This is a genomic window from Pseudactinotalea terrae (assembly GCF_009733845.1).
GTDB lineage: Bacteria > Actinomycetota > Actinomycetes > Actinomycetales > Beutenbergiaceae > Pseudactinotalea > Pseudactinotalea terrae.
Genome location: NZ_WNXZ01000002.1, coordinates 470,890 through 489,836 on the forward strand (window position 1 = coordinate 470,890; position 18,947 = coordinate 489,836).

Annotated in this window: 21 protein-coding genes and 1 riboswitch; of the genes, 12 read left to right on the forward strand and 9 right to left on the reverse strand. The window is 71.3% G+C overall.

What is annotated here, in order from left to right; genetic code table 11:
- Positions 1-4: 4 nt before the first annotated feature.
- On the reverse strand, positions 5-1,276 hold the full coding sequence (locus tag GPA03_RS09705) for an NAD(P)/FAD-dependent oxidoreductase (protein WP_156251772.1): 1,272 nt from the start codon (positions 1,274-1,276) through the stop codon (positions 5-7).
- 169 nt (positions 1,277-1,445) lie between these two features.
- Here GPA03_RS09705 and GPA03_RS09710 point away from each other — a divergent pair, with 169 nt between their 5' ends.
- Positions 1,446-1,646 carry a hypothetical protein gene (locus GPA03_RS09710; RefSeq protein WP_156251773.1) on the forward strand — a complete coding sequence of 67 codons (201 nt, stop codon included), beginning with the start codon at positions 1,446-1,448 and terminating at the stop codon, positions 1,644-1,646.
- 3 nt (positions 1,647-1,649) lie between these two features.
- Here the strand turns inward: GPA03_RS09710 and GPA03_RS09715 are convergent, their stop codons facing one another.
- The 4 genes from GPA03_RS09715 to xseA are packed head-to-tail and all read right to left on the reverse strand — an operon-like array spanning position 1,650 to position 4,766.
- Positions 1,650-2,300 carry a carbonic anhydrase gene (locus tag GPA03_RS09715; RefSeq protein WP_241681202.1) on the reverse strand — a complete coding sequence of 217 codons (651 nt, stop codon included), beginning with the start codon at positions 2,298-2,300 and terminating at the stop codon, positions 1,650-1,652.
- Positions 2,297-3,217 (reverse strand): carbohydrate kinase family protein, encoded by a 921-nt coding sequence (locus GPA03_RS09720; RefSeq protein ID WP_156251774.1) that lies wholly within the window; start codon positions 3,215-3,217, stop codon positions 2,297-2,299. Before GPA03_RS09720 ends, GPA03_RS09715 begins: the two co-directional genes overlap by 4 nt.
- On the reverse strand, positions 3,214-3,465 hold the full coding sequence (locus GPA03_RS09725) for an exodeoxyribonuclease VII small subunit (protein ID WP_156251775.1): 252 nt from the start codon (positions 3,463-3,465) through the stop codon (positions 3,214-3,216). The genes GPA03_RS09720 and GPA03_RS09725 overlap by 4 nt, the downstream gene beginning before the upstream one ends.
- On the reverse strand, positions 3,453-4,766 hold the full coding sequence (gene xseA, locus GPA03_RS09730; RefSeq protein WP_241681204.1) for an exodeoxyribonuclease VII large subunit: 1,314 nt from the start codon (positions 4,764-4,766) through the stop codon (positions 3,453-3,455). Before xseA ends, GPA03_RS09725 begins: the two co-directional genes overlap by 13 nt.
- A gap of 92 nt (positions 4,767-4,858) precedes the next feature.
- Here xseA and GPA03_RS09735 point away from each other — a divergent pair, with 92 nt between their 5' ends.
- The 4 genes from GPA03_RS09735 (at position 4,859) to pflA (ending at position 9,338) form a co-directional block, all read left to right on the forward strand.
- Complete coding sequence (locus tag GPA03_RS09735; RefSeq protein WP_156251777.1) at positions 4,859-5,863, forward strand: 4-hydroxy-3-methylbut-2-enyl diphosphate reductase; 1,005 nt, start codon at positions 4,859-4,861, stop codon at positions 5,861-5,863.
- A 155-nt stretch (positions 5,864-6,018) separates the two neighbouring features.
- Positions 6,019-8,133: a pyruvate formate lyase family protein gene (locus GPA03_RS09740; RefSeq protein ID WP_156251778.1), complete on the forward strand. Its 2,115-nt coding sequence runs from the start codon at positions 6,019-6,021 to the stop codon at positions 8,131-8,133.
- A gap of 25 nt (positions 8,134-8,158) precedes the next feature.
- On the forward strand, positions 8,159-8,407 hold the full coding sequence (gene grcA2 / locus GPA03_RS23025; protein WP_156251779.1) for an autonomous glycyl radical cofactor GrcA2: 249 nt from the start codon (positions 8,159-8,161) through the stop codon (positions 8,405-8,407).
- A gap of 13 nt (positions 8,408-8,420) precedes the next feature.
- Positions 8,421-9,338, forward strand: a complete 918-nt coding sequence (pflA, locus tag GPA03_RS09750) for a pyruvate formate-lyase-activating protein (RefSeq protein ID WP_156251780.1) — start codon at positions 8,421-8,423, stop codon at positions 9,336-9,338.
- 41 nt (positions 9,339-9,379) lie between these two features.
- Here the strand turns inward: pflA and GPA03_RS09755 are convergent, their stop codons facing one another.
- The gene (locus GPA03_RS09755; protein WP_156251781.1) at positions 9,380-11,065 is read right to left on the reverse strand and encodes a DNA recombination protein RmuC; all 1,686 of its coding nucleotides are present in this window, start codon (positions 11,063-11,065) and stop codon (positions 9,380-9,382) included.
- A gap of 142 nt (positions 11,066-11,207) precedes the next feature.
- Positions 11,208-11,319: riboswitch (TPP riboswitch) on the forward strand.
- A gap of 44 nt (positions 11,320-11,363) precedes the next feature.
- On the opposite strand from GPA03_RS09755, the gene GPA03_RS09760 reads away from it, so the two are divergent.
- The 5 genes from GPA03_RS09760 (at position 11,364) to ychF (ending at position 16,065) form a co-directional block, all read left to right on the forward strand.
- Positions 11,364-12,008 carry a YkoF family thiamine/hydroxymethylpyrimidine-binding protein gene (locus GPA03_RS09760; RefSeq protein WP_156251782.1) on the forward strand — a complete coding sequence of 215 codons (645 nt, stop codon included), beginning with the start codon at positions 11,364-11,366 and terminating at the stop codon, positions 12,006-12,008.
- On the forward strand, positions 12,005-12,595 hold the full coding sequence (locus GPA03_RS09765) for an ECF transporter S component (protein ID WP_156251783.1): 591 nt from the start codon (positions 12,005-12,007) through the stop codon (positions 12,593-12,595). The genes GPA03_RS09760 and GPA03_RS09765 overlap by 4 nt, the downstream gene beginning before the upstream one ends.
- Positions 12,592-14,088, forward strand: coding sequence for an ATP-binding cassette domain-containing protein (locus GPA03_RS09770; RefSeq protein WP_156251784.1), 1,497 nt, complete (start codon positions 12,592-12,594; stop codon positions 14,086-14,088). Before GPA03_RS09765 ends, GPA03_RS09770 begins: the two co-directional genes overlap by 4 nt.
- Positions 14,085-14,828, forward strand: coding sequence for an energy-coupling factor transporter transmembrane component T family protein (locus GPA03_RS09775; RefSeq protein WP_156251785.1), 744 nt, complete (start codon positions 14,085-14,087; stop codon positions 14,826-14,828). Before GPA03_RS09770 ends, GPA03_RS09775 begins: the two co-directional genes overlap by 4 nt.
- A 148-nt stretch (positions 14,829-14,976) precedes the next feature.
- Positions 14,977-16,065, forward strand: a complete 1,089-nt coding sequence (gene ychF / locus GPA03_RS09780) for a redox-regulated ATPase YchF (protein ID WP_156251786.1) — start codon at positions 14,977-14,979, stop codon at positions 16,063-16,065.
- Positions 16,066-16,142: 77 nt separating this feature from the next.
- Here the strand turns inward: ychF and GPA03_RS09785 are convergent, their stop codons facing one another.
- Positions 16,143-16,676 carry a GrpB family protein gene (locus GPA03_RS09785; protein WP_162458320.1) on the reverse strand — a complete coding sequence of 178 codons (534 nt, stop codon included), beginning with the start codon at positions 16,674-16,676 and terminating at the stop codon, positions 16,143-16,145.
- 136 nt (positions 16,677-16,812) lie between these two features.
- On the opposite strand from GPA03_RS09785, the gene GPA03_RS09790 reads away from it, so the two are divergent.
- Both GPA03_RS09790 and GPA03_RS09795 read left to right on the forward strand, forming a co-directional pair.
- Positions 16,813-17,217, forward strand: coding sequence for a VOC family protein (locus tag GPA03_RS09790; protein WP_156251788.1), 405 nt, complete (start codon positions 16,813-16,815; stop codon positions 17,215-17,217).
- 96 nt (positions 17,218-17,313) lie between these two features.
- Positions 17,314-17,844, forward strand: coding sequence for a putative immunity protein (locus GPA03_RS09795; RefSeq protein WP_206673504.1), 531 nt, complete (start codon positions 17,314-17,316; stop codon positions 17,842-17,844).
- Positions 17,845-17,976: 132 nt separating this feature from the next.
- Here GPA03_RS09795 and GPA03_RS09800 read toward each other — a convergent pair whose 3' ends face one another.
- Together GPA03_RS09800 and GPA03_RS09805 are read right to left on the reverse strand one after the other, a co-directional pair.
- Positions 17,977-18,330: a cupin domain-containing protein gene (locus GPA03_RS09800; protein ID WP_156251789.1), complete on the reverse strand. Its 354-nt coding sequence runs from the start codon at positions 18,328-18,330 to the stop codon at positions 17,977-17,979.
- 85 nt (positions 18,331-18,415) lie between these two features.
- Positions 18,416-18,901: a GNAT family N-acetyltransferase gene (locus GPA03_RS09805; RefSeq protein ID WP_156251790.1), complete on the reverse strand. Its 486-nt coding sequence runs from the start codon at positions 18,899-18,901 to the stop codon at positions 18,416-18,418.
- Between the last annotated feature and the right edge of the window lie 46 nt (positions 18,902-18,947).

Genomic DNA, 18,947 nt, shown 5'->3' on the forward strand with positions numbered 1-18,947 from the left:
GAGGTCAGCGGAGCGGGTCGAGGGGGCGCAGGAGGTCCGGGGTCGCGCCGGTGGTGACGAGCTCGGCGACCAGGCGACCGGTGAGAGGGCCGAGCGTGATGCCCCACATGCCGTGACCGCCGGCGGCGATGACGCGCGGTGAGCGGGTCGGGCCCACGAGCGGCAGCCCGTCGGGGGTGCAGGGCCGAGAACCGACCCACTCGTCCTGCCGGTCGTCGAAGTCGGCACCGGTGAGCAGGGGGCGGGTGGCACGCACGATGGCATCGATCCGGCGCGGGTCGAGCGGCTCCCCGGGGCGGCGGAACTCCATCATCCCGGCCACCCGGTACCGATCACCCAACGGCGTGCACGCGACCCGTTGGATCGGGAAGTACAGCGGCACGCGCGGCATGGGATCGACGGGCACTGTGAACGAGTAGCCGCGACCCGCCTGGACCACCGTCTGCACGCCGAACGGGCGCGCGAGCCGGCCCAGCCAGGCGCCGGTGGCGAGCACCACGACGTCCGCCGACCACCGTTCCTCGCCCTCCTCGGTCATCACCCGAACCCCAGCAGGGGTCGACGGCCTCCCTCCCGACACCTCGGTGACCTGGGTCCGTTCGTGGATGGTCGCGCCCTCGCGGCGCACGGCCGAGGCGAGCGCCTCCAGGTAGTGCGGCGGGTGCAGGAAGCGCGTTCCCTCCAGGCGGATCGCGTTGGCGATGCCCTCGGAGACGGCTGGCGCGATCCTCCGGACCTCGGCGCCGCTGATCAGGTCAGCCGTGACCGGTTGCCCCGCTGCGCGGATCTGCTCGAACTCCTCCATCAGCAGGCGGTGCTCCTCGGCGCCGGCGAAGCACGCCAGGAACGGCTCGGCCGCGTGCGTCGGCTCGGTGACGCCACCCTCGGAGAGCTCGTCGAACGCCGCGAGCGCCCGGTGGTTGAGCGGGATGTACGCCTGCATGGCCCGATGCCACGCGGCCGGGGTCGAGTGCCGCAGGAAGCCGAGCAAGAAGCGGATCAGGACTGTGTCGGGTCGGAGCGGCACGTACAGCGGCGACGTCACCGAGAACATCGCGCGCAGGCCGGTGCGCAAGATCGCCGGCTCGGGCAGCGGGGTGGTGATCGGCGGCGTCAGCCAGCCGGCATTGCCCCACGACGACCCGGCTGCCACCCGGTCCGCCTCAACCACGCGCACCGCGAGACCGGCGCGGCGCAGATGCCACGCGGTCGCGAGCCCGACCATGCCTGCGCCGACCACGATCGCCGAGGTCGGAGCGGGGAAACGTCGTCGCATACCCCCATCTTGCATGGTGGACACCCGTGGGGGCGGCGATCCACCAACGGGATGACGCCGGTGTGCAGCTCACCCCTGAGGAGGACAGGCGGTCGAGTCCCGCGGACGATGCCGCGCCACCGTGATCGGGCGAGGCTGAAGACCTCAGCCACGCCGATCAGGAGCACCGATGACCTCGCACAGCACGCCGCGCCTGCACCGCACGATCGACGCGAGCCGGGCAGCGCTCATCCTCGCGGGTGCGGCGGTCGCCGTGCTCGTGGGGCTGCTGCTGATCGACGGCGGAGCGCACGCGGTGCTGGCCGGCACCGCTGCGACAGCGGGCTTCGCGGCCTTCGTGGGCGCGTGCCGGATGCTCGGGCGGGTCTAGCCCTCAGCCGATGTCGCCGATGGACTCGACGAGGTCGATCCGCCCCTCGGCGAGTCGGTACTCCGCGCCCACGACAGCGCACCGCCCCTCGGCGACAGCATCGGCAAGGGCGTGCGAGTAGTTCGTCAGCATCCGCACGGTGCCGCGCAGGTGCTGTCGACCCAGCTCTGCGGGGTCGGGTACCTCGAGGTCGAACGACTCGCCGTTGCTGCCGGCACCCGTGGGCACCCGGGTCACGATGCTCGGGATGACCCGGTCGACGACGGCGCGGATCATGCCGCCCGGCATCTCACCGGTGACCAGCGCGGCGCGGGCGGCGGCGACCGCACCGCAGCTGTCGTGCCCGAGCACGACCACCAGCGGCGCGTTGAGGATGTCGATGCCGTACTCGATCGACCCGATCACGGTGGTGTCGACCACGTGGCCCGCGGTGCGCACCACGAACATGTCGCCGAGGCCGCGGTCGAAGATGATCTCGGCAGCCACCCGGGAGTCGGAGCAACCGAACAGCACGGCGAACGGGTGCTGCTCGTTGCTGACCTCGGAGCGCCGGTTCACGCTCTGGCTCGGGTGCTCGAGGTTGCCGGAGACGAACCGCGCGTTGCCGGCGGTCAGCTCGGCCCAGGCCTGGGCGGGTGTCATCGGGGAGGTCATCGTGGCGGCTCCAGCTCTCGGCGTCGGGGTGGGTCGGCGCCCGGTCGTGACACCGTGACCGCGGCGACGCGTGCGGCCCAGCTCATCGCTGTCCGCAGCTGCTCCTCGGTGGCGGCGTGCAGCTCCTCGCGCCGGGACGCTCCGAGCAGGTTGGCCGACCAGAGCGCGTCGATCAGCCCGCTCGTGTACGAGTCGCCGGCACCGACGGTGTCGACGACCGTGACCGCGGGCGCGGCCACGTGGATCTCGAGCCCACCGCTCGTGAAGGCGGTCGACCCCTCCCCGCCCTGGGTCACGATGACGATCGCCGGCCCCTGCTGCGCCCACTCGCGCGCGGCGTCGAGCGGGTCGAGATGCGGGTACAGCCAGCGGAAGTCCTCGTCGGAGACCTTGATGACGTCGGACCGGGAGGCGACGCGCTCGATCAGCGGCTCCGCGTCTGCGGGCTGGCCCATGATCGAGGGCCGGGCGTTCACGTCGTAGCAGACCGTGGCGTGCGCGCGGGCAGCGAGCGCGATCTCGGCCACCGCATCGGCGCCGGGGCGCAACGTGGCAGCGATCGAGCCGACGTGCAGCACCGCGAGGTCGTTGTCGAGGTGCACCTCGGGCACGTTCCAGAGCAGGTCGAACGTGTAGCTGGCCGCGCCCTGGTCGTCGAGCGTTGCTTCCGCGGTGGAGGTGCGCTCGGCCTCGTCGGAGCCCGGCACCAGGTGCACGTCGGAGGCGCGCAGGTGGTCGAGCACGGTGTGGCCGCGCGCGTCGCGCGCCAGCCAGGTGGCGAGCTGGGTGCGACGGCCCAGGCGCCCGAGCCCGATCGCGACGTTCGCGGGCGAGCCGCCCGGGTGCTCGGTGGTGCTGCCGGAGGCGTCGTGGACCACGTCCACGAGGGCCTCACCGATGACGAGAGCGTGGCTCACTCGGTGTCCTCCTGCTCGTTCTCGTCGACGGCGACCGTGACATCGTGCGCGTTCGCGAGTCGCTGACGGGCATCGTCGATCACGCTCTGGCAGCGGTCGGCGAGTGCCTCGCCACGCTCCCACAGCGCGAGCGAGTCCTCGAGACTCGCGGCCCCGGACTCCAGCCGGTTCACCACCTCGACCAGCTCATCGCGTGCCTGCTCATAGGTGAGCGTGGTGGGGTCGGGCGCATCGGTCACGACTCGCATCCAATCACTGCAACAGATTCTTCGTCAGCCTCGCCGTCCTGCGAGACCACCACGTGGATCCTGCCCTGTGCGAGCAGGCCGGTCAGGCCCTCGCCGACGGCGACCTGGTCGGGGGAGCGCACCACGTCGCCAGCAGCGGTGCGCAGCACCGCGTACCCCCGGTCGAGGGTGGCTTGCGGCGAGAGGGTGCGCAACGCCGTCCGGAGGGTCTCGATCCGTGCATGCGCTCCGGTGACCCTCGCTGACAGGGATCGCCGGCCGCGCTCACGGGCCTCGGCGAGGGCGGTGGTGTGCACCTCCAGGATGCGTGTGGGGTCGACGAGGACCGGACGCGAGCGCAGCGCAGCGAGCCGGTGCTGCTCGGCGTCGAGGCGGTGCCGCAGCACGCTGCGCAGGCGTTGCCGGGCAGCGGACAGCGCACCGCGCTCGTGGACCACGTCCGGTACGACTCGCTTGGCCGCGTCCGTGGGGGTCGATGCCCGGAAGTCGGCGACGAGGTCGAGCAGCGGGGTGTCGGTCTCGTGCCCGATCGCGGACACGATCGGTGTCCGAGCCGCCGCGGCGGCACGGATCATCGCCTCGTTCGAGAAGGGCAGCAGGTCCTCGACGGCGCCGCCACCACGAGTGACGATGATGACGTCGACATCGGGGTGGGCGTCGAGGTCGCGGATCGCGGTGACGACCTGGTCCACGCACCGCGGACCTTGCACGGCGACCTCACGGATCTCGAACGCCACCTCGGGCCAGCGGTCGCGCGCGTTGACGAGCACGTCGTCGTGGGCCTTCGCCCTCGGCGCGCAGATCAGCCCGACCCGGTGCGGCAGGAACGGCAGCGGCCGCTTGCGCTCCCGGTCGAACAGGCCCTCGGCGGCCAGCACGCGCTTGAGCTGCTCGACGCGGGCCAGCAGGTCACCGACGCCGATCGCGCGGATGCTCCGGCCTGAGAGCTGCAGCGTGCCGCGCTTGACCCAGTACTCGGGCTTGCCCTGCACCACCACGTGAGCACCCTCACCGATGCTCGCGAGCCCGTTGAGCATCCGTTTGGGCAGCGTCACGGTCATCGACATGTCGACATCGGTGTCGCGCAACGTCACCCAGGCGGTGTTGCTGGAGTTGTGAGCGTTGAGGCTGACGATCTGCCCCTCGACCCACACGCTCGGCATCCGCGCGATGTAGTCGAGGATCTTGCTCGACAGCACCCGCACCGGCCACGGGTTCTCGGCGCTGGTCTCCAGCGCCTTCGTGGGCAGCGGCGCTCGCTCCGCCTGCCTCGGCGCCCCGCTGCTCGGCTGCTCGGTCACGGCACTAGCGTGCCTCATCGCGCAGACACCCGCGTCCGCGCGGGTGACCGGGCCCACAGACCTTCCCGCAGCAGGCATGGGAGACTGGCCCGGTGACTGAGAACACCCCCAAGAGGATCCTGCTAGCAGCCCCGCGCGGGTACTGCGCGGGGGTGGACCGCGCCGTCGAGGCCGTCGAGAAGGCGCTGGAGCACTACGGCGCCCCGGTCTACGTGCGCAAGGAGATCGTCCACAACAAGTACGTCGTCGAGTCGCTGACCGAACGAGGTGCGATCTTCGTGGAGGAGACCGACGAGGTGCCCGAGGGTGCCCGCGTCATCTTCTCCGCGCACGGTGTCTCGCCCGCCGTTCACGCGCAGGCGGCGGCTCGCAACCTCGACACGATCGATGCCACCTGCCCGCTCGTCACCAAGGTGCACAAGGAAGCGGTGCGGTTCGCGAAAGACGACTTCGACATCCTCCTGATCGGTCACGAGGGCCACGAGGAGGTCGAGGGCACGGCTGGCGAGGCGCCCGAGCACATCACCCTGGTCAACGGGCCTGAGGCGGTCGACGACATCGAGGTCCGCGACCCCGAGAGGGTCGTGTGGCTCTCGCAGACCACGCTGTCGGTCGACGAGACGATGGAGACCGTGCGGTTGCTGCGCGAGAAGTTCCCCCAGCTCGCCGACCCGCCCAGCGACGACATCTGCTACGCCACCCAGAACCGCCAGGTCGCGGTCAAGAAGATCGCCCCGCAGGCCGACGTGGTCATCGTGGTCGGCTCCGCGAACTCGTCGAACTCGGTGCGCCTGGTGGAGGTCGCGCTCGAGTCCGGCGCCGGTGCGTCCTATCGCGTGGACCAGGCATCCGAGCTCCAGCAGGCATGGTTCGACGGCGCCACGAGCGTCGGTCTGACATCCGGTGCCTCCGTGCCCGAGATCCTGGTCCGCGACGTCATCACCCAGCTCGGCGAGTGGGGCTTCGGCGATGTCGAGGAGGTCCGCACCGCGACCGAGGACCTGATGTTCTCGCTCCCGCGCGAGCTGCGTGCCGACCTCAAGGCTGCCGGTCAGTCGACCAAGCGACCCAAGCAGCTGGACCTGCGACCCGTCTGAGCAGCCGGGGGCTCCTCGCGCCTCCCAGATGTGACCCAGCCCTCAGGGTGTGACGAAGCACGCCCTCCCGCGAGGCGCCGTCGGGCCGTAGGTCCCTGACCCCAGTCGCAGCGGCTTCCTACCGTGGAATCACACCACGCGGAAGGACGCCAGCCATGTCGACCATCTCCCAGGCCCCGAGCACCACGACCGCCCACCTCGAACCGGTCCCCGATCCCTGGCGCGGTTTCCCGACAGGTTCCTGGCAGGAGCGGGTCGACGTCCGCGACTTCATCCAGCGCAGCTACACCCCCTACCTCGGTGACGCCGAGTTCCTGGCCGGTGCCACCCCCAAGACGCGGCGGCTGTGGCAGACCCTGGAGCGCGACTACCTCAGCGTCGAGCGCGAGCGACGGGTGTACGACGTCGACACCGCCACCCCCTCCGACGTCGACGCGTTCGGCGCCGGCTACATCAGCGACGACGACGACGTGATCGTCGGCCTGCAGACCGACACCCCGCTCAAGCGGGCGATGATGCCCGCCGGCGGCTGGCGGATGGTCGAGACAGCGATCCGCGAGGCCGGCAAGGAGCCCGACCCCGACATCAAGCGGATCTTCACCCGGTACCGCAAGACCCACAACGAGGCCGTCTTCGACATCTACACCCCGCGGGTGCGAGCGGCGCGGTCCGCGCACGTGATCACCGGCCTGCCCGACTCCTACGGCCGCGGCCGGATCATCGGCGACTACCGCCGGGTCGCGCTCTACGGCGTGGACGCTCTGATCGAGGACAAGAAGCGAGCGAAGGACGCCGTCGCCGACCAGCCGTTCAGCGAGCACTGGGCGCGCTACCGCGAGGAGCACGCCGAGCAGATCAAGGCGCTCACCAAGCTGAAGGTGCTCGGCGCCCAGTACGGCTTCGACCTGGCTCGCCCGGCCGCCACGGCGCAGGAGGCGGTGCAGTGGACCTACCTCGCCTACCTGGGCGCGGTGCGCTCGCAGGATGGTGCCGCGATGAGCATCGGAAGGCTCTCGGGCTTCCTCGACGTCTACATGGAGCGCGACCTCGCCGAGGCGCGGATCACCGAGACCGACGCCCAGGAGCTGATCGACGCGCTCGTCATCAAGCTGCGGATCGTGCGGTTCCTGCGCACCGAGGACTACGACCAGATCTTCTCCGGCGACCCCTACTGGGCCACCTGGACCGACGGCGGGCTGGGTGACGACGGCCGCACGTTGGTGACCAAGACCTCCTTCCGGCTGCTGCAGACACTGCGCAACCTGGGGCCTGCCCCGGAGCCGAACATCACGATCTACTGGGACGAGCAGCTCCCCGACGGGTACAAGCGGTTCTGCGCCGCCATCTCGATCGAGACCTCCGCCATCCAGTACGAGTCGGACGCACAGATCCGCGAGCGCTGGGGCGACGACTCGGCGATCGCGTGCTGCGTCTCCCCGATGCGGGTGGGCAAGCAGATGCAGTTCTTCGGTGCCCGCGTCAACCTCGCGAAGGCACTGCTGTACGCGATCAACGGCGGCCGTGACGAGGTCACCGGCGCCCAGGTCGTGACCGGCCACGCGCCGGTGCCGGGCGACGCGCCGCTCGACTTCGACGAGGTCTGGGCACGGTTCGAGGACATGCTCGACTGGGTCATCGGCACCTACGTCGAGGCGCTCAACATCATCCACTACAGCCACGACCGCTACGCCTACGAGGCGATGGAGATGGCGCTGCACGACTCCGAGATCGTGCGCACCATGGGCTGCGGCATCGCGGGCCTGTCGATCGTCGCCGACAGCCTGGCAGCGATCCGGTACGCGACAGTCACGCCGGTGCGCACGGATGACGGGCTGGTGACCGACTACCTCACCGAGGGCGACTTCCCCCGCTACGGCAACGACGACGACCGCGCCGACGACATCGCCGCGACCGTGGTGCACACGGTGATGGAGAAGCTGCGGGCGATCCCGATGTACCGCGACGCGATCCCCACCCAGTCGGTGCTGACGATCACCTCCAACGTCGTCTACGGCAGGTCGACCGGCTCGTTCCCCTGCGGTCACCGCGCGGGCACGCCGTTCGCACCCGGCGCCAACCCCACCAACGGCGCGGACACCCACGGGATGGTCGCCTCGATGTTCTCGGTCGGCAAGCTCGACTACGTCGACGCCCTCGACGGCATCTCGCTGACCAACACGATCACACCGGCCGGGCTGGGCCGCACACCCGCGGAGCGGGTGACGAACCTCGTCGGGATCCTCGACGCCGGCTTCGCGCCCCAGGACTGACCGCTTCACGAGAAGGAGAGGGACGATGACCAGCACCTACCATGAGCGGCTCGCCGACATGCGCGACGCCCGGGCCGAGCACGGCGGCGTCCGTGGGCTCTACCACGCCAACATCAACGTGCTGAACCGAGAGACGCTGCTCGACGCGATGGAGCACCCGGAGAAGTACCCGCAGCTGACCATCCGGGTCTCCGGCTACGCGGTGAATTTCGTCAAGCTCACCCCCGAGCAGCAGCGCGACGTGCTGGCACGCACCTTCCACGAGAGCGCCTGAGGCGCGGACCACCATGCCGGCGACCCTTCCCGACCGACTGGCGGCTCCCGCCGCGGCCGACGCGACGACGCTCGACCAGGGGTTCGCGGCGCCGTCGGGCAGGAGGTCCGGTGCGGGGACCGCGGCGCTTGCGGTCTCCGAGGCGCAGCGCTCCGAGCGGCTGGCGCGGATGCGTGCCGGCGAGCTCGGGTCGGTGCACTCGTGGGAGCTGGTGACGGCGGTCGACGGCCCCGGCACCCGGATGACCGTGTTCCTCGCCGGCTGCCCGCTGCGGTGCCTGTACTGCCACAACCCCGACACCTGGCAGATGCGGGCCGGGGAACCGATCGAGGCGCAGGAGATCCTCGCGCGGCTGCGCCGCTACCGGAAGGTGTTCGCGGCGACCGGCGGCGGGCTGACGCTCTCGGGCGGCGAGGTGCTGATGCAGCCGGCGTTCGCCGCACGGCTTCTGGCGGGTGCGAAGGCCATGGGCGTGCACACGTGCCTCGACACCTCCGGCTACCTCGGTGCCGCGTGCACCGACGAGATGCTCGACGACGTCGACCTCGTGCTCCTCGACATCAAAGCGGGCGACGAGCAGACCCACCGGAGAGTCACCGGCCGGCCGCTCGCGCCGACGCTGGCGTTCGGGCAGCGCCTCGCGGCGGCAGGCATCCGCGTGTGGGTGCGGTTCGTGCTGGTGCCCGGCGTGACCGACGACCCGGACAACATCCGCAAGGTGGCCGAGCACGCCGCCGCGATCGGCACCTTGGAGCGCGTCGAGGTGCTGCCGTTCCACCAGATGGGTCGCGACAAGTGGGACGCCCTCGGGCTCGACTACGCGCTCACCGACGTCGCGCCGCCCACCGACGAGCAGTGGTCGGCGGCCTGTGAGCAGTTCCGGCGCCTGGGACTGCCGGTCGGCGGGAACCCGGCGGGCGTGAGCCGGTAGCCGACGCCGCGCACCGGGTCGACCCGCTGGGGTCGCCGAGATCAGGCGCGCTTGCGGCGCAGCGGCCGGGGCTCCTCGACCTCGGCGATCTCGAGGAGCGCGAGCGTGTCGTCGGCGACGTCGAGGACGGCACGGCGCTCGGTCTCGGCGTCCCTCGCGCGATCGGAGGCGGGGGCTGCGGTGATCGCGCGCGGTGACTCGTCGCCGTACAGGTCGGGCTTGGCAGCCGGCACCGCGAGCACCTCGAGCGGCGGCGGGGTCTGCAACGCGGGCTCGAGACCCTGCAGCTCGCTGAACCGGCGGACCTGGGTCACCAGCGTGCTGTCGAGCGACTTGTTGAGCTTGTTGAACTGCTCGACCGTGCCGTTGAGCTTCTTGCTCAGATCGGTCAGGTGCCGCCCCACCGTGCCGAGCCGCTTGTGCAGCTCGCGACCGACCTCGAACACCTGCTGCGCCTCGGCGGCGAGCTTCTCCTGCCGCCACGTGTAGCCCACGGTGCGCAGCAGCGCGACCAGCGTGGCGGGTGTGGCCATGACCACGTTCTTCTCGAAGGCCCGCTCCCACAACGTGGGGTCCTGCTCGAGCGCCGCGTTGAGGAACGTGTCGGCAGGGATGAACATCACGACGAACTCCGGCGTGGAGCTGAGCGCCTCCCAGTAGGCCTTGGCGCCGAGGGAGTCGATGTGGTCCCGCAGGTGGCGGGCGTGCGCCACGAGGCGCTTGTTGCGCACGGTCTCGTCGGTGGCCTCCATCGCCTCGAGGTAGCCGTTGAAGGCGACCTTGGAGTCGACGACGACGTTCTTCTCACCCGGCAGGTGCACCACCAGGTCCGGGCGGACCACGCCGTCATCGGTCTGCACGGTCTGCTGCTCGGTGAAGTCGACGTGCGAGAGCATGCCCGCGGCCTCGACCACCCGGCGCAGCTGCAGCTCGCCCCACCGGCCCCGCACCTGCGGCGCCCGCAGCGCCGTGACGAGCTGGGAGGTCTCGGTCCGGAGCTGGTCCGAGGAGGTCTGCATCGCCCGTACCTGCTCGGCCAGCGCACCGTGGGCCTCCGCACGCGCCTTCTCGGCGGCGGTCATCTCGGTGCGCACGTCGCCGAGGGTCTTGGCGAGCGGCTCCACGAGCGAGCGCACCGCCTCCTCGCGCTTGGCGAGCTCGGCCTGGCTGACCTCCTCGGCGCGCTTGAGCCGCTGCTCGGCCTGCTGCAGGAACGCCTCGTTGTTCGCGGCCAGCGCCTTGGCCGAGAGCGCTCCGAACTCGTCCTTGAGCCGCTGCTGATCGGCCTTCAGCTCCGCGAGCCGCAGCTGCGCCGACTCGCGCTCCTCGCGCAGCTGCTCGGCCGCACGCTGCTCGATCTCCGCCAGCCGCTCCGCGCCGGCGCGCTCCACGCTCGCCAGCCGCTCGGCCGCAGCCCTCTCCAGCTCGGCGACGCGCTCGGCGCCGGCTCGTTCGGCGATCGCCAGGCGCTCGGCAGCGCCGCGCTCGAGATCGGCGTACCGCTGCTGCCAGGAACCATCCCGGTCAGCGAGCCGCTGCTCGGCCGTGGCCTGCACATCGGCGATCCGGCGCTCGGCGCCCGCCTGCACATCCGCCAACCGCTGCGCCGCGGCGCGTCGTTCGGCCTCGACGTCGGCACCCGCGCCGCCGCGGCGCCCGAGCAGCCAGCCGAGGGCGCCGCCGGCCACGAGGCCGGCCACGCCGAGGATCAGGGGCAGGAGTTCCATGTCTGCGAGAGTGTCACGCACCGCCGACAACGTCGCTCAGCCGCGCCGTCCCGGGCCGGATCAGACCGCCTCACCATGCTCGATCGGCCCCGGTCCCATCCCTCGGACGCCCTTGTCCGCCGCGATCTCTCCTGGCTAGCGTGGTCAGCACCACGGGAGTCCGGTAGCGGCCGGGCTGAGAGGAAGGTTCCCAACCTTCGACCGTCGAACCTGATCCGGATCATGCCGGCGCAGGGAGGCTCACGCAGGCGTCATCTGACGACCTCGCGTCCCGTGACCGCACGAGAGTGAGGCCACGATGAACACCAGCACCGCCACGGCTCAGACCGACCCGATCGCCACCGCAGCGGCACTCGGGGTCGGCGCCCGCATCACCCTGTCGGTGATGTCCGACGACTACGTCGCCGTCATCACCCGGGCCCTCGCCGCCGTCGAGGTCCACGATCTCGAGATCGACACCGACAAGGTGTCGACGTTCGTCCGCGGCCCCGAGGACCGCATCGCCACCTATCTGCGCGACCTCGTCGCCGCCGCCGCGAGCTCAGGTCACCACCTGGTCGCGACCGTGATGATCTCGCGCGGTTGCCCGGGCGAGGTGTGCGGCACGGTGGCACCTCCCGCCGTCGAGCCGCCGAGTCTCGAACGTGCCGACACCCAGGTGCAGGCGCAGTGGTCGCTGTACCCCCTGTTCGACCCCAGGGGCGACGGCGACGCCCCTGAGGGCGACCATCTCGCCCCCGTCTGGGCTGCCATCGAGCGCGCCCGCGAGGCGGGCACGTACCTGCGGTCGGAGCACTTCGCCACGACGTTGCAGGGCGACATCAGCGACGTGCTCGTCACGATGTTCGACACCTGGCTCGCCGCGGCGCAGGTGACCCAGCACGTGGTCACCCACGCGACCATCGTGGCCAACAGCCCCGCCACCTCGGGTGGGCTGCGATGAGGGCGCGCTGGCAGACCCGGGACGTCATGCTCACCGTGGTCCTCGGGGTCACGTTCGGGTTCCTGTACTGGGTGCTGGTGCAGGCGTGGACCGCGCTGTCGGTGCTCGCAGGCCCCTTCGGTGATCTCACGCAGCACGTGCTGCTCGGCGGCTGGCTGCTGGTCGCCCCGGTCACGATCGCGATCACGCGCCGCCCCGGGTCGGGCGTGGTCGCGGAGGTGATGGCGAGTCTGGTGGAGGTTGTGTTCCTCGGCTCGCCCGTCGGGCCGATGCTGCTCGTCGCCGCGCTGCTGCAGGGAGTCGGCAGCGAGATCCCGTTCGCTCTCACGCGCTATCGCCGCTTCGGCTGGGGGATCTACGCGATCTCGGGCGCGCTCGGCGCGTTCCTGGTGTTCTGGTTGACGGCGGTCCGCGCCGGTTGGTTCGGGTCCGACCTCTTCACGCTGCGGCTGGTGCTGCAGGTGGCCTCCGGCGCGCTGCTGGGTGGTCTGCTCGCCCGGGTGATCGTGAGCGCGCTGCGCCGCACCGGCGTGCTCGACTCGTTCGCGATCGTGCGCGAGTCGGCTGCGGTCCCCGCGCGCGCGTGAGCACCCTCCAGGTCCGGGACCTCACGGTCCGCACCCCGCAGGGCCGGAGGCTGCTCACCGGGATCGACCTCGATGTCGATCCCGGTGAGCGGGTGCTCGTGGTCGGCCCCTCGGGCTCGGGCAAGTCCACGTTGCTGCGCGTGATCGCGGGCCTGGACCCCGCCCCGGGCGGCAGCGTCACCGGCTCGGTGGCGGTAGCCGACAGGCAGGTGCTCGGCCACGACCACACGCAGGACCGCGAGCCGCTCGACGTGGGCTGGCTGCCGCAGGATCCCGCGGCGGGGGTCTGCCTTCCCGTGATCGAGGACGACGTCGCTTTCGGGTGCGAGAACCGCGCCTGGCCCGTGCCGCGGATCGCGCAGGCCGTGCGCGGCGCGCTCACCGCCGTCGGTGGCTGGCAGTGGCGCAGGCGGGACAGCGGCACGCTCTCGGCGGGGCAGGCCCAGCGGGTGGGACTGGCCGCAGCGCTCGCTCCCGATCCTGCGCTGCTGCTGCTCGACGAGCCCACCGCGCTCCTGGACCCCGGCGCGCTCCGAGGCGTCCAGGCCATCGTGAGCGGTCTCGCAGGGCCGGCGGTGCTGCTCGTGGAGCACCGCCTCGACGAGTGGGCCGACGCCGGTGCCCTCCCAGACCGGGTGGTCGCGCTCGAGGGTGGCCGGGTGGTCGCGGACGGTCCCGCCGAGCAGGTATGGGTTCAGGTCGGTCCCGCCCTCGCGCAGGCGGGGTGCCACCTGCCCTGGGAGGTCGAGCAGACCCTCGCGGTGCCCGACGGCGAGAGCGAACCTCCGCCGTCGGGCTCGCCCGGGTGGGGCTCGCCCCGGGCGAGCCTGATGAGCGGCCGGGGTCTCGCCGCCGGGCGGGACGAGGTGGTGCTCAGCGAGGTGGACCTCGAGGTACGCGCGGGGGAGGTGGTCGCGGTGATCGGGGCGAACGGCTCCGGGAAGTCGACGTTGCTGCACACGCTCGCCGGTGAGCTGCGGCTGCTCGCAGGCACCCTGGCACGGCCGGGCGGCCGGCCGGCGCTCGTGCTCGGTGACGCCGAGCAGCAGTTCCTCGCGCAGACGGTCCTCGAGGAGCTCGCGCTCGACGGTGACGACGCCGAGGCGGCCGCCGCCGAGCTCCGACTCGACCCCAGTGCCTCGGTGCACCGGCTCTCCGGCGGGGAGCAGCGGCGGCTCTCGCTGGCGACCGTGCTGCGGGGCGGCCGCGCGGTGGTGCTCGCCGACGAGCCCACCCACTCGCTCGACCGCGCCGGGGTGCGGTGGACGATGCGCGCGTTGCGGGAGGCTGCGCGGGCCGGCCGCGGGGTGCTGCTGACCAGCCACGACCTGCGGTTCGTGCTGGAGGTCGCCGACCGGGTGCACGTGGTCCACGAGGGGCGGCTGCTCGGCGGGGGAGCGACGGCGGAGGTGCTCGCGGGGGACCTGCCGGCGCTCGCGGGGCTGCCGCTCCCGGCGAGCGTGCGCGCGGCGGTGCGGGAGGCGGCGGCGTGACCAGGGTGAACCCGTTGACCCCGATGGGGCTGCTCCTGCTGCTGGGTGCCGTGGTCTCGTTCATGCTCGACGGCGGCGCGCTCCTCGGGCTGCATGCCTGGCTGCTGCTCGTGCTGGTGCTCGGGCTGCGGGTGCGGGCCGGTGAGCTGGTGCGGGCGCACCTGCTGTTCGCGCCGTTCGCGATCGGGGTGGTGATGACGAACGCGGTCAGCCGGGGCGGGGCGGTGATCGCCGAGGTCGGGCCGTTCGAGGTGACCGACGACGGCCTGCGGGTCGGGCTGGCGCTGGCGCTGCGCGTGATGGTGGTGGCGGTCCCGGCAGCGCTGGTGGCGCGCCGCACCGACCCCACGCGGTTGGTGGTGGCGATGATGCAGCACCTGCGCGTGCGGCCCCGGGCGGGGTTCGCGGTGCTGACGGCGCACCGGATGCTGGCCGAGATGCCGCAGCGCTGGGGGCTCTTGCTCGCCGCCGGGCGGAGCCGGGCACCGCTGGACCGGCGGGGCCGCCCACGCCTGGGGGCGGCGGGCTACGGGCGGGCGGTGATGGGGCTGCTGGTCGGCGGCATCCGGCGCGGCAACCGCACCGCCGACGCGCTCGACGTGCGCGGGATCGGCGCCCCCACCCGCACCATGCGGCTGCAGGAGCCGTTCAGCCGCCTCGACGTCGCGGCAGCCGCCCTGGTGACCGCCGGAGCGGTGACGGCAGCGCTCGCGGTGAGCGCCGCCGTCGGGCACCTGTGAGAGGCGCGCCCCACGGGTGAGTGCGCACACCCACGGTGAGTGCGCACGGTGCACGGTGCGCACTCACCGCCGATGTGCGCACTCACGAGGGGCGGCCGGAGCGCGGCCAGGTCTGGGCCGGCGCACGAGCCCAGTAGGCTAGCGCCCCGTGGCTCTGACGATCGGGATCGCTGGACTGCCGAATGTCGGCAAGTCCACGTTGTTCAACGCGCTGACTCGCGCGACCGTGCTCGCGGCGAACTATCCGTTCGCCACGATCGAGCCGAACGTCGGGGTGGTGCCGCTGCCCGACCCGAGGCTGCATGTGCTCGCCGAGGTGTTCAGCAGCGAGCGGATCGTGCCGGCGACGGTGAGCTTCGTGGACATCGCGGGGATCGTGCGCGGTGCGAGCGAGGGGGAGGGGCTGGGCAACCAGTTCCTCGCCAACATCCGCGAGGCTGACGCGATCTGCGTGGTCACGCGCGCGTTCGACGACCCCGACGTGGTGCACGTCGACGGCAAGGTCGATCCCGGCTCCGACATCGAGACGATCCTCACCGAGCTCCAGCTCGCCGACCTGCAGACCCTCGAGAAGGCGATCCCGAGGCTCGAGAAGGAGGTCCGCGGCAAGAAGACCGAGCCTGCGGTGCTCGCCGCCGCCCAGGCCGCGATCGAGCTGCTGCAGGCGGGGACCCCGCTGAGCGCGGCCGGCTCGAAGCTCGACGACGACGCGCTCGCCGCGCTGCGCGAGTTCGGGCTGATGACCACCAAGCCCTTCATCTACGTCTTCAACTCCGACGACGGCGTGCTCGCCGACGAGGCCCGGCAGGCCGAACTGAAGGCTCTGGTCGCACCCGCCGAGGCGATCTTCCTCGACGCGAAGTTCGAGGCCGAGCTGGTCGAGCTCGAGCCGGACGAGGCTGCCGAGATGCTGGCCGAGAACGGCCAGGAGGAGTCCGGTCTGGACCAGCTCGCGCGTGTCGGGTTCGACACCCTGGGCCTGCAGACCTACCTCACGGCCGGCCCCAAGGAGGCCCGCGCCTGGACGATCCACCAGGGCTGGACCGCACCCCAGGCCGCCGGTGTCATCCACACCGACTTCCAGAAGGGCTTCATCAAGGCCGAGGTGATCTCCTTCGACGCGCTCGTCGAGGCTGGCTCCGTCGCGGAGGCCCGCGCCAAGGGCAAGGCGCGAGTTGAAGGCAAGGACTACGTCATGGTCGACGGCGACGTGGTGGAGTTCCGCTTCAACGTGTAGCACGAGCAATCTGCGTGCTTGTGCTGTGGCAACAGCACTCGGCCCCAGGGACGTCGATGATCCGGTCGGAGCTTGAGTCAGTTTGTTGATCCCTTCGGAGCGCCCGTAGCCCACGTTCGGGCAATGCGCAGGATCTCCAGGACGATCGGTGCCTTGGTGTCCGAGTAGGCCAAGAGCCGCCCTCTGCTCGCGGCATGCCGTTTGGCGCAGCCGTAGGCGCGCGAGGCATCCGGGTGAGAGCGAAGATAGTCGCGGAAGGCGAGATTGTCGGCCCACAGCGAAGACGTTGAGGCGATGAGGTGAACGTTGGTGGCGGGTGCCGCCCGCCGAACGAGATAGCGCCGCCCTGCCGAGATCTCGCCGAAGTCGGTGAACCCTGCTGCCGTCAGCGCTCGCGCGGCGGCGTCGTGGTCAGCGGGAGCGACATCGGCCATGAGATCGATGATCGGCTTCGCTGGCAATCCGGGAACGGCTGTGCTGCCAATATGCTCGACATCGCGCGCTCGGGTGATGAGCTTGACGTCCTCGATCGTGCGGGCAGCTTGCGACGCCCAGCGTGGATCGTGGTCCACCACCGTGATGGGCTCGTCCAGAGGCGGTTCTGCGGTCATCGCGTTCAGCGTAGTTCGACGTCGATTCGACCTCTGGGCCCGCCAGCGGGTGGCATCCCCTGTCACGGCGTGAAGAGGCATGTCCATCGACCGCTGCGATAGATTCATCTTGATATCGAGGTAGATGGAGGCCGAGATGAGACTCCACCATGTGCAGGTATCGATGCCGCGTGGCGGGGAGGACGAGGCGCGTCGCTTCTACGGGGAGGCCCTTGGGCTGCGGGAGGTCCCGAAGCCACCATCCCTGGTCCGTCGGGGTGGCTGCTGGTTCCGGGCCTACGACGGTGAGGTCGTCGTCGCGGAGATTCACCTCGGGGTCGACGATCCGTTCCGCCCTGCGAGCAAGGCCCATCCCGGTCTCGTCTGCGAGTCCCTGGGTGAGCTGGAAGCGATGGCGGAACGTATCGAGCACGGAGGATACGAGCTGTCGTGGGCGGAGAGAGATACCTTCGAGGGGTACCTCCGGTTCCATGCGCGCGACGGGTTCGGGAACCGGCTCGAGGTGATGACGCCTGCCGTGCAGTCGACAGAGCGTCTGTGAGCCTCGTGCCACACGTTGCTTGGTGGCGGAACAAGGAGATCCTCGATCGGGAGGGCGTGAGGCCGCATTGCGCCGTCGCTGTGACAGGCTTTGACCGTGGCGTCCGCTCAGACCCTCGATGAGGCAGACCGACGGATCCTTGCGCGGCGGGCGCTCGCCTGTGCTGAACGCGTGCTGCCGCTGTTCGAGGGTGACGAGGCTGCCGTGCAGGAGCTCCGCGACGCGGCTGCCCGCACGCGGGCGTACAGCGCTGGCGAGAGCACCGCGGCCGAGGAGATCGCCAAGCGCCTCGTCGCGGTGAAGGCCGCGAGAGCCGCGACCACTCCCGCGGGCGCGGCAGCCGCCCGCGCCCTCGCGCAAGCTGCGGCAGTCGCGCACATGGGAGCCCACGCTCTCGGTGCCGCCGCGTACGCGGTCAAGGCCGTGTCGCTGGCGAGTCCGGAGCAACCTGAAGCGCTGCAGGAAGAGATCCGGTGGCAGCTGGCCCAGCTGAGCGAGAGAGAGCGGACGGCGTTGCGCCGGCTCCCACAGCTGGGATCGGATTCCTCGGGGCCGTTGGGAGAGGGGCTGCTATCGAGCGGGATCCTGGGACGGACGATCCGTCAGCTCCAGGAGGAGATCGCGTAGTCGGCTCCCACCCGACGAAGGTGACCACTGGACGCCGGGTGACGCCGACGCCGTACCTGTGCACGCGACTCGCGGCGCAGCGGTCATCCAGCGCTGCCGCGGCTCGAGCTGTGGAACGCACGGCTACGTCGGCTAGCGCGATGATGGTCTCGGTCCCACCGCGGTGTCCGACGGCTGGCCCGCCGCATCGCCCTTGAGCTCGACGAAGATCGCGTGCGTGGGACTCGTGCCGGTGTTGTGCCCGGAGTGACGCTGCGCGGGCAGCCACACCGCCTGACCTGCCGGGAGGGAGACATCCACCTCGCGGTCGCCAGCAGCCAACCGTCGGTCGAAGGCGGACAGCGTGACCATGACGCTGTTCGGATGCCGGTGCGGTGTGGTCTGCACCCCTGGCGTATCGGTGTACTCCAGCACGCGGACGAACTCGTTCTCCCACAGCACGCGGTAGTGCGCGGGATCTGTCGAGATCGGATCGTCGTCGATCACGATCGCACTGTACGCCTGGACCTTCGCCAGGCCATGGCAGTTTCCGACCGCGCCTCCCGCGCTCGGCTGGGCTAACTCTGGGTGGTCACAGCTGGATGGTTCCGTGCTCCCGCAGGTCGCCGCCGAACAGCAGCGCGGGGCCGCCATGGGCGTGGACCTCGCGTTCGAGGGCGAGGCCGATCTTCAGGGCGACCCGTTGGGACGCCGCGTTGTGCGGTCGGATGAGCGCGACGAGGTGCTCGACGCCTGCTTCCCGTGCGCACTCGCGCACCGAGGCCGCCGCTTCGGCGGCATAACCCTGACGGCGGAGCGAGGCACGTACGTGCCACCCGGCCTCGACCAGGAGCTCGCCCTCGACCTCCTGCATCGTCAGCCCGCAGTCGCCCACGAACTCGCCGGCGTGGGTCTCGATCACCCAGAGGCCGAATCCGTGCTGCTCGTAGCTGCCGCGGTTCCACGCGATCCAGCTCTCGGGGCCGCGGGAGCCACCGATCTCCAGCGTGGCGATGTCGGGCACGTCCGCATCCGTCATCTCCCGGAAACGAAGCCTCGAGGTCGGGGCCGGGAGCATCTCAGAACAATATCGGGTGGCGCTCAGGCGCTGGGGGCCTGTCGAG